We start from the raw sequence: 14839 nt of genomic DNA on the forward strand, positions 1-14839 counted from the left end.
ACGACATGCGCAAGACACTCAAGAACTTCGGGCTGATCGGCATCGGGATGGCGGTCGGCGCCGTCGCGTCCGTGCAGTTTTCCGCGCACGCGCAGCAGGGTGCGGATGCGCCCCTGCCGCTGGACGAGCTGCGCCAGCTGGCCGAGGTCTACGGCCTGATCAAGAGCGACTACGTCGAAAAGGTCGACGACAAGAAGCTGCTGTCGGACGCCATCGCCGGCATGGTCGCCTCGCTCGACCCGCATTCCGTCTACCTGGACCAGCACGACTTCGCCGAGATGCAGGAAGAAGTGGCCGGCAAGTTCGTCGGCGTCGGCGTCGAGATCGCCATGGAAGACGGCTACGTGAAAATCGTCTCGCCGATCGAGGACACGCCGGCCTACCGCGCCGGCATCAAGGCCGGCGACCTGATCACGCGCATCGACAACGTCCCCGTCAAGGGCCTGTCGCTGGACGAGGCCATCAAGCGCATGCGCGGCGAGCCGCACAGCAAGGTGATGCTGACGATCGCCCGGCGCGGCGCCGACGCGCCCTGGGTGGTGCCGGTCGAGCGCCAGGAAATCCGCATGACCAGCGTCAAGGGCAAGTTCGTCGAACCGGGTTACGCCTGGCTGCGCATCAGCCAGTTCCAGGAAGAGACCGTCGAGGAAATGGCCGCCAAGGTCAGGGAACTGTATGCCCAGGACCCCGCCATCAAGGGCCTGGTGCTGGACCTGCGCAACGACCCCGGTGGCCTGCTGCCGGGCGCGATCGGCGTCTCGGCCGCCTTCCTGCCGCAGAACGAGGTCATCGTCTCGACCAAGGGGCAATTGCCCGAATCGAATACCACCTTCTACGGCCGCCGCGATTTCTATGCGGTCAAGCCGGGCACCGACCCGCTCGCCAAGCTGCCGGCGGCCCTCAAGAAGGTGCCGCTGGTGGTGCTGGTGAACACCGGGTCGGCATCGGCCTCCGAGATCGTCGCGGGCGCCCTGCAGGACTACAAGCGCGCCGTCGTGATGGGCAGCCAGACCTTCGGCAAGGGCTCGGTGCAGACCCTGCGCCAGCTCACCCCGGATACCGCCGTCAAGCTGACCACGGCACGCTACTACACGCCCAAGGGCCGCTCGATCCAGGCGCTGGGCATCGTGCCCGACCTCAAGGTCGACGAGACCGCCGAGGGCGACGGCCTGAACGCCCTGCGCGTGCGCGAGGCCGACCTCGACCACCACCTGGCCGGCGAGGGCGGCAAGGCCGCTGGCGCGGGCAAGGAGCGACGCGACGAGCTCGAGGAGGAGCAGCGCGCCTATGCCGCGCTGAAGAACGCCAAGCCGCTCGAGTTCGGCGGCAAGGACGATTTCCAGCTGGCCCAGGCCATCCGGCACTTCAAGGGCCTGCCGGTGCAGCTGGCCAGGGACGACGGCAATCAACCCGAGGACAAGCCGGCGCCGGCCAGGTTGCCCGGCACGGAGAGCAAGCCGCCCGAACTGAAGGAGGGGAGCGCTCCCCCGGCCGTGCCCGTACCGAAGAAATGAATGACCAGCAACTGTTGCGCTATTCGCGCCACATCCTGCTCGACGAGATCGGCATCGAGGGCCAGCAGCGCCTGCTCGGCGCGCACGCGCTGGTGATCGGCGCCGGCGGCCTGGGTTCGCCGGCCGCGCTGTACCTGGCGGCCGGCGGCGTCGGCCGCCTCACCCTCGTGGACGACGACGAGGTGGACCTGACGAACCTGCAGCGCCAGGTGATGCACACGACGGCGCGCATCGGCCTGCCGAAGGTCGCATCGGGGCGCGAGGCTTTGTTGCAGATCAATCCGGAAGTCGAGGTGGTCGCGCTGCGCGAACGGGCGCAGGGCGCGCGCCTGGCCGGGCTCGTGGCCGGCGCCGACGTCGTGCTCGACTGCAGCGACAACTTCGCCACGCGCCAGGCCGTCAACCGCGCCTGCGTCGGCGCCGGCGTGCCGCTGGTGGCGGGCGCCGCGATCCGCTTCGACGGCCAGATCTCGGTGTTCGACGTGCGCGATCCCGCGTCTCCCTGCTATGCCTGCCTGTTCCCCGAGGACAGCCGCTTCGAGGACGTGGCGTGCAGCACCATGGGCGTGTTCGCGCCGCTGGTCGGCATCGTCGGCACGATGCAGGCGGCCGAGGCGCTCAAGCTGCTGGCCGGCGTCGGCCGTTCGCTGGCCGGGCGCCTGCTGATGCTGGATGGGCGCGCGATGGAATGGACCGAGATCGCTGTCGCGCGCAACCCGTCGTGCCCGGTTTGCGGCGCACGCCACTAGGCCGGCATCAATACGAAGCGATGGGATGACGCCGGCCATCCCGCCGGTGTGGTCCGGAATGTCGCGCTGCCTTACAATTGGAGACGCTTCCCAAGTGGCTCCGTCCGCCGTTCGGCCTTATACTAGTCCGATTATTCCGACCGCATTTCACAGACTCTTATGCAGACTCTCATGCAGACCAATCCGCAGCGCATTTCGCAGCGTCCGGCACGGCAGCGCCGCCAGGGCGGCTTCACCCTGGTCGAGATCATGGTGGTCGTGGTCATCATCGGCATCCTCGGCGCGCTGGTCGTGCCCAAGCTGCTGGGCCGCACCGGCGAATCGCGCGTCACCGCCGCGCGCACCGACATCGCCACCCTGATGTCCGCGCTCAAGCTGTACAAGCTCGACAACCAGCGCTACCCCACCACCGAGCAGGGCCTGCAGTCGCTGATCCAGAAGCCCACCAGCGGCCCGGCCGCCAACGGCTGGAAGGACGGCGGCTACGTCGAGAAGCTCCCCAAGGACCCGTGGGGCAATGCCTACCAGTACCTGTCGCCTGGCCTGCACGGCGAGGTCGACGTGTTCTCGCTGGGCGCCGACGGCCAGCCCGGCGGCACCGGCGAAGATGCCGACGTCGGTTCCTGGGACAATCGATAAACCGGTATCCCGGCACGAGGAGCGGACCATCCGATGATCCTGCGCACGCGCGGCCTGCCGCGCCGGAGCGGCGGCTTCACCCTGGTGGAGATCATGGTCGTGATGGTCATCATCGGCATCACGCTGGGGATGGTATCGCTCAACGCGATCCCCAGCCCGCGCCAGGACCTGCAGAAGGACGCCCAGCGCCTGGCCCTGCTGCTGCAGCTGGCGCGCGACGAAGCCATCGTGCGCAACCGCCTCGTCACCTTCGAGGCCACGCCGGAGCGCTACCACTTCCTGGTGCGCACCGAGACGCGCTGGGACCCGATCGTCGGCGACGACCTGCTGCGCGAGCGCGAATTCAAGAATGCCCCGCTGACGCTGCTGCTCGACCCGACCAGCGCCGGCACCGTCAATCCCCTGCGCATCACCTTCGGCCGCGAACCGGTCGACAAGCCCTTCGTGCTGACGCTGGCCAGCGGCGGCGACAGCGTCGCCATCCGCGCCGACGGCATCGGGCACTTCACGGTCGAATGAACATGGCTCCGCTCCCGCGCCAGCGCCGTGCCCGCGGCTTCACCCTGCTCGAAGTGCTGGTAGCGCTGGTCATCGTCGGCACCGCGCTGGGCGCCGGCCTGCGCGCGGTGGGCAGCCTGACCGCCAACAGCAGCGGCCTGCGCACGTCGATGATGGCGACCTGGTCGGCCGAGAACCGCCTCGTGCAGATCCGCCTCGGCAAGGAATTCCCCGGCATCGGCAAGCGCAGCTACGATTGCCCGCAGGGCGACCTGGCCCTGGTGTGCACCGAAGAGGTGTTCGCCAGCCCGAACCCGCGCCTGCGCCGCGTCGAGGTGTCCGTGTTCGACATCGCCAATCCCAACCGCCGCATCGTCAAGCTGGTGCAGCTGGTGCTGCAGACGCGCCCGGGAACCTGAATCATGCACGCCTTCCCGCGCAGCCGCGCCTTCACCCTGGTGGAACTGCTGGTGGCGATCAGCATCCTGGCCATCGTCGCCGTGCTCGGCTGGCGCGGGCTGGACAGCATCGTGCGCGCGCGCAGCGCGCTGACGGAGCAGATGGAAACCACGCGCGGCATGCAGCTCGCCTTTGCCCAGATGCAGAGCGATTGCGAACGCATCGCCGGCCGCGACGTGGTCGAGCGCCGGCCGTTCCTGCAGGTCGGCAGCGACCGCTTCACGCTGGTGCGCCAGGTATTCACCGAGAACCAGCCGGCGCGCCTGCAGGTGGTGGCCTACCGCATCGTGGGCGGCGTGCTGCTGCGGCGCGAATCGCAGCCGACGCGCGACATGCTGCAGCTCGACGCCTTGTGGCAGGCCGCCGTCAGCGACGCCGACACCAGCGGCGCCGTCGCGCTCGAGGGCGGCGTGGCGGGCATGCAGGTGGCCACCTGGCAGAACAATGCCTGGCGCCAGGCCGGCGTCGATCCGGGCGCGAACGCCGGCGCCGCCGCACGCGAGCGAAACCCGATCGCCGACCAGCTCAATCTCGATCCCACCGGCCTGCAGGTGGCCCTGCAATTGCAGGGCGCGCAAGTGCCGATGGTGAAATCCTTCCTGCTGGGGGAACCGTGATGCGCCGCCATGCCATCCGGCTGCGCCAGCGCGGCGTCGCCGTGATCACGGCGCTGCTGTTGACCACGCTGGCCGTGTCCATCGTCGCCAGCCTGTTCTGGCAGCAGCAGGTGCAGGTGCGCACGATGGAAAACCAGCGCCTGCAACTGCAGACCAAGTGGATCCTGCGCGGCGCGCTCGACTGGGCCACGCTGGTGCTGGACACCTTCCGCGGCGCCAACTATACCGGCCTCGACCAGGCCTGGGCGACGCCCTTGGCCGATACGCGCCTGGACCAGTACATCGAGCGCGAACGCGTCCAGGGCGAAAATTTCGACGCCAGCCTGTCCGGTAACATTACCGACGCATCCTCGCGTTACAATTTGCGCAACCTGGCGGAGAATCGCGAGGTGGTCGGCGAACAGGTGGCGATCTTCCAGCGCCTGCTGGGCAACCTGCAGCTGGATTCCGGCCTGGCGCGGCGCGCGGCCGAGTTCGTGAAAGCGGGCCAGGTGTGGCAGGACACGGGCGACGACGGCAAGGACAAGCCGCCGTTGAACCAGGCCGACGGCGTGAGCGGCATGCCGGTCAAGCTGCTGCAGGTGGACGACCTGCTGGCCGTGCAGGGCTTCACGCCGGCGATCGTCGAGCGCCTGCGGCCGTTCGTGATCGTGCTGCCGGTGGCGACGCCGGTGAACGTGAATACGGCGCCGGCGGAAGTGCTGGCGGCGGTGGCGAACCTGCCGGTGTCGGTGGCGAACACCTTGCTGGTGCGGCGCAAGCAGGCGCCGTGGATCGACCCGGCATTTTTCGAGGAACAGACGCAGGCGCAGCGCCTGAGTCCCGACTTCAAAAAGGAATGGATAGGGGTCACGAGCAGCTGGTTCCTGGTCACCAGCCGGATCCGCCTGGACCGCGCCGGACTGGATGCGGAAGCCCTGATCCAGCGCCGTCCGATGATGGGCGCGGGCGGCGGCGGTTCCAGGGTCGTGTGGATCCGCCAATACTGACGGACTGACAGAACGAGAAAGCGAGACAGTTTGACTACTCTCTATATCCGGCATCCCGCCCGCGCGGAAGGCGAGCATGCGCTGAGCCGCTTCGCCGTGGTCGGCGACGGCGGCGCCATCGAGCAGCAGGGCGAAGGCCCGCTGCGCAACCTGGGCGACCTGGTCGGCGCGAGCCGCCGTGTCGTGCTGATCCTGGCCGCGGCCGACGTCTCGCTGCTGGCGGTGCAGGCGCCGCCGCTGTCGGGCGCGCGCCTGAAGGCGGCGCTGCCGGCCCTGGTCGAGGAACACATCCTGGGCGACCCGGAGGATGCCGTGCTGGCCGCCGCGCCCGAGCAGCCCGACGGCACCCGGCCGATCGCCGTGGCCGACCGCGACTGGCTGCAAGGCATCGTGCGCAGCCTGCTGGCGCAGGGCGCCCGCTCGGTGGCCGCCGTGCCCGCCCAGCTGTGCCTGCCGCTGGTGCCGGGCAGCGTGACGGCCGCCATCTCTGGCGTCGAGCTGACGCTGCGCCAGGGCCTGTTCCAGGGCTTCGGCCTGGCGCTGGACGCCAATCCGGCCACCGTGCTGCAGACCGCGCGCACCTTCGGCGGCGACGCGCCGCTGGCGCTGTACGTGCCGCGCGCCCAGCTCGGCGAGTACCAGGCGCTGCTGCAGGACGACGGCGCCGGCGTCACACTCGAGGCCGACGACTGGGCGCACTGGATCGCCGGCTCGAAAAGCACCGCGCTCGACCTGGTCTCGAGCCTGGGCGCCGCCGGCGTGCCGGCGCGCGACTGGCGCCGCTGGCGCTGGCCGATCCGGCTGGCCGGCCTGGCCGTCGCCGTCAACCTGATCGGCCTGAACGTCGACTGGCTGCGCCTGCGCCGCGAAGCCGACACCGTGCGCCAGTCGATGACCCAGACCTTCCGCGCGGCGTACCCGCGCGAGACCGCGATCCTCGATCCGGTGCTGCAGATGCGCCAGAACATCGCGCGCGCGCGCGCCAGCACGGGCGACGTCGCGCCCGACGAATTCACCTACCTCGCCGCCGCGTTCGGCGAAGCTGCCCGGTCCAGCGGACGCCAACCCGGCATTGCGTCAATCGAATACCGCGAACGCGCGCTGACCGTCAAAGTCAAACCCGAAACGGTCGACCCCGGCTTGCTCGCGCAACTGCGCACGGCGCTGGCCGCGCGCCACCTGAGCATCGAGGAAACGGCGGCGGGCAGCTGGACGGTCCGCGCCGGCGCCGCCACGGGATCCTCGGCAGCGGCCGCCACGCAAGGAGCAGCACGATGAGCATCGCCACCACCATCGCCCAGGTCCGCGAACGCGCCGCCACGCAATGGCTCGCCCGTACCGAACAGGAGCGCCGCTTCCTCGCGGTCGGCGGCGCCGTCGTGCTGCTGGCCATCCTGTATCTGCTGCTGGTCGACCCCGCCATCGAGGGGCGCGCCAGGCTCAACCGCTCGCTGCCGCAGCTGCGCCAGCAGGCCGCCGAGCTGCAGGCCATGGCGCAGGAAGCGAACAGCCTGGCGCGCGCGCCGGCGGTGCAGGTCGTGCCGCTCACGCGCGAGGCCGTCAACGCCAGCCTGGGCGGCCGCGGCCTGGCGCCGCAATCGCTGTCCGTGACCGGCGAATATATCAAGCTGCAGATGAATAACGTGGCGTTCGCCGGCCTGGTCGCCTGGCTGGACGAGCAGCGCCGCGCCAACCGGGTGCTGGTGCAGGACGCCGCCATCACCGCCCTGCCGACCGCGGGCCAGGTCGACGCCAGCCTCACGCTGCGCCAGAACACGGGCGCGGCCCAATGAGGCGCGCGCTGCTCTGGATCCTGCTGGCGCTGCTGGCGGTCGTGGTCACGATCCTGGTCTTTTTGCCCGCGGCATGGCTGGGACCGGTCGTCGAACGCCAGACCGGCGGCCGTTTGACTCTGGGGGATGCGCAGGGTACGCTGTGGCGCGGCTCAGCCTTCGTCGGCGGCGCGCCGGGCGAGGGCGGCGCGGTCACGCCGCTGCTGCCGGGACGCTTCGCCTGGCGCCTGTCGCCGCTGGTCCTGTTCGGCCAGGTGGACATGGAACTCGCCAACGACCAGGCGCTGGCGCAGCCGGTGCGCGTGTCCGGCAGCTGGTCGCAGTGGCAGGTCAGCGCCGGCGAACTGCTGTTGCCGGCCGAGGGCCTGAGCGGCCTGGGCGCGCCGCTGAACACGCTGGCGCCGTCGGGCGCGATCCGCCTGTCCTGGAACCTGCTGGACATCGCGCGCCAGGGCAGTGCGGTGGCGGTGAGCGGACGCACGGTCCTGACCATGAACGACATGGGGTCGCGCATGAGCCCGATCAAACCGCTGGGCAGCTACGAGATGGCGATGGACTGGCGCGGCCAGCAGGCGGACCTGACGCTGCGCACCGTGCGCGGCGCGCTGCTGCTGTCCGGCAGCGGCGCGCTGGAACACGGCCGCCTGCGCTTTTCCGGCCAGGCCGCGGCCGCCGAAGGATACGAAAACACGCTGGGCAACCTGCTCAACCTGCTGGGCCAGCGCCGAATGGTGAACGGCAAGAACATAATCGCACTCGAGTTCAGATAATGAAAAACACCCACCGTAGCAACAGCACTCCGCAAACCCCGGCGCTGCGCCGCATCGCCGCCAGCGTCATGCTGTGCTGCGCCGTCGCCACGGCGCTGCCGCCGGTGACCGCCTTCGCCCAGGACGGCGCCGCGCTCAACTTCGTCAACGCCGACATGGAGTCGGTGATCAAGGCGGTCGGCCACTACACGGGCATGACCTTCATCATCGACCCGCGCGTGAAAGGCACGCTGACGCTGGTGTCGGAAAAATCCCTCACCAAGGCCCAGGCCTTCGCGCTGCTCACCTCGGCGCTGCGCCTGCAGGGCTACGCGGTCGTCACCGGCGACGGCTTCGCCAAGGTGGTGCCGGAAGCGGAAGCCAAGCTGCAGGCCTCGCCGACCCAGGTCGGCAGCGGCGGGCGGCGCGTGCAGGGCGACCAGGTCGCGACCCAGGTCTACCGCCTGCAGCACGAGTCGGCGGCCAACCTGACGGCCGTGCTGCGTCCCCTGATCTCGCCCAACAACTCGATCATGGCCGACCCGGGCAACAACAGCCTGGTGGTCACCGACTACGCCGACAACCTGCGCCGCCTGAGCAAGATCATCGCCGCGCTCGACGCGCCGGCCACCAGCGACCTCGACGTGATCCCGATCCGCAACGGCATCGCCAGCGACGTCGCCACCCTCGTCACGCGCCTGATGGAACCGAGCCCGGGCGGCGATTCCGGCCGCGTCACCGTGCTGGCGGACCCGCGCACCAACGCGGTGATCGTGCGCGCGCCGTCGCTGGCGCGCGCCAACATGGCCAAGAGCCTGATCGCCAAGCTCGACCAGCCGACCACCGAAATGGGCAACATCCACGTGGTCTACCTGAAGAACGCCGACGCCAGCCGCGTGGCGCAGACGCTGCGCGCCGTGGTGTCGCAGGACGCGTCGGCGGTGCCGGTGCAGCAGCAGGGCACGGCGGGCGGCTCGATCCAGTCGGGCACCGCGGGCGGCAGCGGCAGCGGCGGCCTGGGTGGCGGCCAGACGAACCAGCAGAGCAGCGTCGGCGCCGGCGGCACCGGCAATACCTTCGGCCAGCAGAGCCAGGCCACGGCCAACGGCGCCGGCGGCGGCCAGGGTTCCGGCTTCATCCAGGCCGACGCCTCGACCAACAGCCTCATCATCACGGCGCCGGACGCCGTCTACCGCAATTTGCGCGGCGTCATCGACCAGCTCGACGTGCGCCGCGCCCAGGTGTATATCGAGGCGCTGGTGGTCGAGGTCACCTCGAGCAAGGCGTCCGAATTCGGCGTGCAGTGGATCGGCCTGTCGGGCGACAGCAGCAGCAAGTACCGCGTCGGCGGCGTGCAGTCGTTCAACGGCAGCGGCAGCAACAACATCATCAACCTGGCCGCCGCGGCGGCCGGCCTGGGGTCGGGCACCTCGACCGGCGGCACGGCGACGTCGCTGCCGCAGCTGAACGGCCTGTCGCTCGGCATCTTCCGCCAGATCAACGGCCAGCTGGGCCTGGGCGCGATCGCCACCGCCCTTGAAAACGGCGGCAATGCCAACATCTTGTCCACGCCGAACATGATCACGCTGGACAACGAGCTGGCGACGATCAAGGTAGGCCAGAACATCCCGATCCTGACCGGTTCGTTCACGACCGGCGCGAGCGGGGCCAGCAACCCGTTCCAGACCGTCGACCGCAAGGACGTCGGCCTGCTGCTGAAGGTGCGCCCGCAGATTTCCGAGGGCGGTACCATCAAGCTGGCCATCTACCACGAGAACTCCGGCATCGACCGTTCCGTGTCGTCGGATTCCGGCATCATCACGACGGTGCGCGCGATCGAGAGCAACGTGCTCGCGGACGACGGCCAGATCATCGTGCTCGGCGGCCTGATCTCGGACGACGAGTCCGACAACGAGGAAAAGGTGCGCGGCCTGGGCGACATCCCGGTGCTGGGCAACCTGTTCAAGTACCGCTCGCGCACGCGCGCCAAGCGCAACCTGATGGTCTTCCTGCGCCCGGTGGTGGTGCGCAGCAAGGAACAGAACACCAGCATCTCCATGGACCGCTACGACTACATGCGCGCCGCCGGCGGCCAGGCCCAGCCGGTCGACGACAGCGTCCTGGTCCGCAACCTGGGCGCGCCGATGCTGCCGCCGCTGACCAACGGCCAGCCGCCGGCGGGCGGCACGATGGCCGGCATGCCGCCGCCGGCGCCGGTCGCGCCGCGTCCGGGCCAGGCCACCGGTCCGGGCACCACCCAGCCGGGCCGGCCGGGCACGGGCCAGGCGGGCCAGGCGGACCAGTCGTTGCCGCCGGTCGGTAGCTTCCGTCCGGTGCAGCCGCAAGCAACCCAGCAACAATGATCGAGTCATCATGAACAACCTGCTGCCTTACGCATTCGCGCGCGACAACGTCGTGCTGGCGCGTTCCAACGGCGACCCGGCGCAGGCCGTCGAGGTGCTGGTGTCGAACGCCACGAAGCCGGCGGCGATCGCCGAGGTGTCGCGCCGCTTCGGCCGCGTCAGCCTGCGCCGCCTCGAACGCGCCGAGCTGGAATCGGCCATCGCGGCCGCCTACCAGTCGGCCGGCGGCGACGCCTCCCAGGTGGCGGACGAGTTCGACGCCGACCTCGACCTCACCAAGCTGCTGCAGGACGTGCCGGCCATCGAGGACCTGCTGGAATCGTCCGACGACGCGCCCGTCATCCGCATGATCAACGCGCTGCTGACGCAGTCGCTGCGCGAGGGCGCTTCCGACATCCACATCGAGCCCTTCGAGCAGACCTCGGTCGTGCGCTTTCGCATCGACGGCGCGCTGCGCGACATCGTGCGCCCGCGCAAGGCGATCCACGCCTCGCTGATCTCGCGCATCAAGATCATGTCGGCGCTCGACATCGCCGAGAAGCGCCTGCCGCAGGACGGCCGCATCACGCTGCGCATCGGCGGCAAGCCGGTCGACGTGCGCGTCTCCACGCTCCCGACCGGCCACGGCGAACGCGCCGTGCTGCGCTTGCTGGACAAGGAAGCCGGGCGCCTCGACCTGTCGCACCTGGGCATGGGCGCCGACCTGCTGCCGCAGTTCGACAAGCTGATCAACCAGCCGCACGGCATCGTGCTGGTCACCGGCCCGACCGGCTCGGGCAAGACCACCACGCTGTACGCGGCGCTGTCGCGCCTGAACGCCACCACCACCAACGTGATGACGGTCGAGGACCCGATCGAGTACGACCTGCCCGGCATCGGCCAGACCCAGGTCAACGCGCGCATCGACATGACCTTCGCCAAGGCGCTGCGCGCGATCCTGCGCCAGGATCCGGACGTCATCATGATCGGCGAGATCCGCGACCTCGAAACGGCCCAGATCGCCGTGCAGGCCTCGCTGACGGGCCACCTGGTGCTGGCCACGCTGCACACGAACGACGCCGCCTCGGCCGTGACCCGCCTGCTCGACATGGGCATCGAACCCTTCCTGCTGTCGTCGTCGCTCCTGGGCGTGATGGCGCAGCGCCTGGTGCGCAAGCTGTGCCCGCACTGCAAGCGCCAGGAAGGACCGGGCCAGTGGGTGGCGGTGGGCTGCGACCGCTGCGGCCACACGGGCTACCAGGGCCGCGTCGGCGTCTACGAACTGCTCGAGACCAACGAACGCATCCGCGCCCAGATCCACAACCAGGTGTCGGAAGCGGAAATCCGCGATGCGGCGCTGGCGTCGGGCATGCGCACGATGTACCAGGACGGCGAGCGCTGGGTGCAGACCGGCGTCACCACCGAGGCCGAACTGCTGCGCGTGGCGAAGGCGGACTGATCGATGCCAGCCTTCCGCTACGAAGCCGTCGACGCCGGCGGTATCACCCGCAAGGGCGTGCTGAATGCCGACAGCCCGCGCGCCGCGCGCGCCGACCTGCGCCTGCAGGGCCTGACGCCGCTGAGCGTCGACGCCATCGCGGCCCAGGTCGACGAGAGCGGGGCGGCGCGCGCGCGCAGCTTCGGCGAGCGCCTGTCCCAGGTCGAGCTGGCCCTGTTCACGCGCCAGCTGGCCAGCCTGCTGGAAGCCGGCCTGCCGCTGGAGCAGGCGTTCACGGCGCTGCTGGAACAGGCCGAGCGCGCCTACGTGCGCGACCTGGTCGCCTCGATCCGCTCCGAAGTGATGGGCGGCGCCTCGTTCTCCAGCGCGCTGGCGCGCCATCCGCGCGACTTCGCCGAGATCTACCGCGCGCTGGTCTCGTCGGGCGAACAGATCGGCCAGCTCGCGCGCGTGCTGTCGCGCCTGGCCGACTACATCGAGCGCCGCAACGCGCTGGTGCAGCGGGTGCGCCTCGCCTTCACCTACCCGGCCATCGTCACCGTGGTCGCGTTCGCGATCGTGATCTTCCTGCTCACCTACGTGGTGCCGCAGATCGTCTCGGTGTTCGCCAACACCAAGCAGAAACTGCCGTTCCTCACCATCATGATGCTGGGCGTGTCGAACTTTACGCGCGCCTACGGGATCTACGTCGCACTGCTCGCCGTCGCGGCATGGTTCGCGTGGCGGCGCGCGCTGCAGAACCCGGCGCTCAAGCGGCGCTGGCATGCCTGGCTGCTGACGGCGCCCGTGTACGGCAAGTTCGAGCGCAGCCTGAACACGACGCGCTTCGCCAGCACGCTGGCGATCACGACGGGTTCCGGCGTGCCCATCCTGCGCGCGCTGGAAACCAGCCGCGACACGCTGTCCAACGTGGCCATGAAGGAACTGGTCGAGGATGCGACGGCCAGCGTGCGCGAGGGCGTCAGCCTGGCGCGCGCGCTGTCGGCGCAGAAGCTGTTCCCGCCGATGCTGGTGCACATGATCCGCGCCGGCGAGATCACCGGCGAGCTGCCGGCCATGCTGGAGCGGGCGTCGAATTCGCAGCAGGCCGATTTCGAGCGGCGCGCGCTGACCATCGCCGGCCTGCTGGAGCCGGTGCTGATCCTGGCCATGGGCCTGGTCGTGCTCCTGATCGTGCTGGCGGTCCTGATGCCGATTATCGAAATTAACCAGCTGGTGCGCTGACAAGGAAACCATGAACAAGCGTTTGCCCATCCTCCTGAGCCTGCTCGGCGTGATCCTGCTGGCGGCCTCGCTCGCCTACTGGATCCTGCAGCTCTACCGGCCGCCCCAGCGCCCGCTCGCCGCCGTGCCGCAGCAGGCCATGCCGGACCCGGCCATCGACGCGGCCGCCACGCTGTTCGGCGGCCAGCTGGCCGTCGCCAGCGTCACCAACTACCAGCTGACGGGCATCGTCTTCGCCGGCCGCGACAGCGTCGCCATCCTGGTCGCCGACAATGCGCCGGCCAAGGCGCTCAAGCTGGGCAAGGAACTGGCGCCGGGCGTGACCCTGTCGGAAGTGCATCCGCGCTACGTGATGCTGTCCGATGGCGGCGTCATGAAGCGCGTCGACCTGCCGGCCGATGCCAGGACGGGCGCGTCGCTGGCCGGTGGCGGCGCGGCGCCGGCCCCGGTGCCGAACACGGCCGCGGGATCGGCCCCGATCATGCAGCCGAGCATCCCGCCGAACATGCCGCAGCCGGCCGTCACGCCCGCCGGCACGCCGGCGCCGGCCAGCGTCGCCCAGCCCAACCAGAGCTACGTGCCGGAACCGCCGATGTCGCCGGGCGCCGTGTCGCCACAGCGGCCCCAGCCGTCCCCCGCCAACGCGCAGGAATTCACGCCGCCGGGCGACGTCGGCGGGCGCGATACGCCGCGCAACGACAACGCGCCGGTGCAGATGCCGGCGCCGACCCAGCCGAGTCCGGTCACGCAATAACCGGCTGGCGCCGTCAGCGCCGCAATGCCGTGAACGCGGCGAATTCCCAGGAGCGGAAACCGACGAGCAGGGTGAAGCCGTCGCGCTCCTGCGCCGGCAGGCGCCGGTCGTTGCGGTGCAGGCGCGCCAGCTCGCCGGCCAGCTGGTGGATTTTTTCCGCGACCTCGCCGGCCGAGGCCAGCGACAGGCGCGCCGGCAGGCACATCAGCGTTTCGCCGGGGCCGTCGAAGCGGCCCTCGAAATAATCTCCCACCACGTGCTCGCGGAAGAAGCGCTGCACCGGCCCGTCCGGCAGCCAGCGGAAGGCGTTCGAGACGCGCAGCGCATAGCGGTTCAGCGGTTTCAGCTCGATCACGCGCAGCCGGTCGAGTTCCACCAGCAGGCCGATGCATTCGGCCTCGGTCAGGCGGTAGGTTTCGACGACCTGTTCCAGGCTCCAGTGCCCCAGGCAGCAGATCGCCACCAGCAGCAGGCGCGGATGGTTGGCCAGTGCGTTTTCCTGGGCCAGCGTCAGCGTGTCGGCCTGGGGCCGGCTGTCGGCCGCGCGCCGCAGCACGTCTTCCAGCGCGATGCCGGCCACCTGGCAGATCTGCGCCAGGCGCGACAGCGTCATGTCCTTCTGGCCGAACATGCGCTTGATGCTCGATTCGCTCATCGCGATGCGCTCGGCCAGCATCTTGTAGGTGATGCCGGCGGCGCGCAGTTCGGCGCGCAGGACGTCCAGCAGCATGTCGGGAGAGCTCATGGGACGGATCGGATCGGAAATGTGATGGTAAGCAATTTACCGAAGTCGGCCGCGGCATTCAACACCGGCGTCGCGCGCGGACGGCGGCAGCGACGGCGGCTACTCGTCCTCGGGCACCAGCGGCGCCTTCTTCAATGCGCGCTTGGCCTCCAGCCGCTCGCTGCCGGTGGTCTTGGCATGCGCGCCCGCCGCGCGCGCCTTGGCGAAACCCGCGAACGGGTTGCGCGGCTTGAGCGGCGGCGTCGGTTCGACGCGCAGGCGCATCTTCTGCCGGGTTGCCAGTGCCTTGTTTGCCATCGCTTGTCTCC

Annotated in this window: 16 protein-coding genes; 14 read left to right on the top strand and 2 right to left on the bottom strand. The window is 70.0% G+C overall.

What is annotated here, in order from left to right:
- The first annotated feature begins 5 nt into the window (after positions 1-5).
- The 14 genes from QZ749_RS08610 (at position 6) to QZ749_RS08675 (ending at position 13786) form a co-directional block, all read left to right on the top strand.
- Entirely contained in the window at positions 6-1514 is a 1509-nt protein-coding gene (locus QZ749_RS08610) for a S41 family peptidase (protein WP_296945534.1), read from the top strand.
- The gene (locus QZ749_RS08615; RefSeq protein ID WP_296945535.1) at positions 1511-2263 is read left to right on the top strand and encodes a molybdopterin-synthase adenylyltransferase MoeB; all 753 of its coding nucleotides are present in this window, start codon (positions 1511-1513) and stop codon (positions 2261-2263) included. Before QZ749_RS08610 ends, QZ749_RS08615 begins: the two co-directional genes overlap by 4 nt.
- Before the next feature lie 171 nt (positions 2264-2434).
- The gene (gene gspG, locus QZ749_RS08620; protein ID WP_296945536.1) at positions 2435-2902 is read left to right on the top strand and encodes a type II secretion system major pseudopilin GspG; all 468 of its coding nucleotides are present in this window, start codon (positions 2435-2437) and stop codon (positions 2900-2902) included.
- Positions 2903-2935: 33 nt separating this feature from the next.
- Positions 2936-3421, top strand: coding sequence for a type II secretion system minor pseudopilin GspH (gene gspH, locus QZ749_RS08625; protein ID WP_296945537.1), 486 nt, complete (start codon positions 2936-2938; stop codon positions 3419-3421).
- A gap of 2 nt (positions 3422-3423) precedes the next feature.
- Positions 3424-3819, top strand: a complete 396-nt coding sequence (gene gspI / locus QZ749_RS08630) for a type II secretion system minor pseudopilin GspI (protein ID WP_296945538.1) — start codon at positions 3424-3426, stop codon at positions 3817-3819.
- 3 nt (positions 3820-3822) lie between these two features.
- Positions 3823-4476: a type II secretion system protein J gene (locus tag QZ749_RS08635; protein ID WP_296945540.1), complete on the top strand. Its 654-nt coding sequence runs from the start codon at positions 3823-3825 to the stop codon at positions 4474-4476.
- Positions 4476-5465, top strand: a complete 990-nt coding sequence (gene gspK / locus QZ749_RS08640) for a type II secretion system minor pseudopilin GspK (protein WP_296945541.1) — start codon at positions 4476-4478, stop codon at positions 5463-5465. Before QZ749_RS08635 ends, gspK begins: the two co-directional genes overlap by 1 nt.
- A gap of 30 nt (positions 5466-5495) precedes the next feature.
- Positions 5496-6743, top strand: coding sequence for a type II secretion system protein GspL (gene gspL, locus QZ749_RS08645; protein ID WP_296945542.1), 1248 nt, complete (start codon positions 5496-5498; stop codon positions 6741-6743).
- Positions 6740-7258, top strand: coding sequence for a type II secretion system protein GspM (gene gspM / locus QZ749_RS08650; RefSeq protein WP_296945544.1), 519 nt, complete (start codon positions 6740-6742; stop codon positions 7256-7258). Before gspL ends, gspM begins: the two co-directional genes overlap by 4 nt.
- Positions 7255-8028 carry a type II secretion system protein N gene (gene gspN, locus QZ749_RS08655; RefSeq protein ID WP_296945545.1) on the top strand — a complete coding sequence of 258 codons (774 nt, stop codon included), beginning with the start codon at positions 7255-7257 and terminating at the stop codon, positions 8026-8028. Before gspM ends, gspN begins: the two co-directional genes overlap by 4 nt.
- Positions 8028-10370: a type II secretion system secretin GspD gene (gene gspD / locus QZ749_RS08660; protein ID WP_296945546.1), complete on the top strand. Its 2343-nt coding sequence runs from the start codon at positions 8028-8030 to the stop codon at positions 10368-10370. Before gspN ends, gspD begins: the two co-directional genes overlap by 1 nt.
- A gap of 10 nt (positions 10371-10380) precedes the next feature.
- Positions 10381-11808, top strand: coding sequence for a type II secretion system ATPase GspE (gene gspE, locus QZ749_RS08665; RefSeq protein ID WP_296945547.1), 1428 nt, complete (start codon positions 10381-10383; stop codon positions 11806-11808).
- A gap of 3 nt (positions 11809-11811) precedes the next feature.
- Complete coding sequence (gene gspF, locus QZ749_RS08670; protein WP_296945548.1) at positions 11812-13032, top strand: type II secretion system inner membrane protein GspF; 1221 nt, start codon at positions 11812-11814, stop codon at positions 13030-13032.
- Positions 13033-13042: 10 nt separating this feature from the next.
- A complete protein-coding gene (locus QZ749_RS08675) occupies positions 13043-13786 on the top strand; it encodes a hypothetical protein (RefSeq protein WP_296945550.1) in 744 nt (247 codons plus the stop codon).
- A gap of 13 nt (positions 13787-13799) precedes the next feature.
- On the opposite strand, the gene QZ749_RS08680 is transcribed toward QZ749_RS08675, so the two are convergent.
- Positions 13800-14531 carry a helix-turn-helix transcriptional regulator gene (locus QZ749_RS08680; protein ID WP_296945551.1) on the bottom strand — a complete coding sequence of 244 codons (732 nt, stop codon included), beginning with the start codon at positions 14529-14531 and terminating at the stop codon, positions 13800-13802.
- 99 nt (positions 14532-14630) lie between these two features.
- Positions 14631-14828: a hypothetical protein gene (locus tag QZ749_RS08685; protein ID WP_296945553.1), complete on the bottom strand. Its 198-nt coding sequence runs from the start codon at positions 14826-14828 to the stop codon at positions 14631-14633.
- Positions 14829-14839: the final 11 nt, after the last annotated feature.

The organism is uncultured Massilia sp. (assembly GCF_913773735.1).
In the GTDB taxonomy this organism is placed as follows: domain Bacteria; phylum Pseudomonadota; class Gammaproteobacteria; order Burkholderiales; family Burkholderiaceae_D; genus Telluria.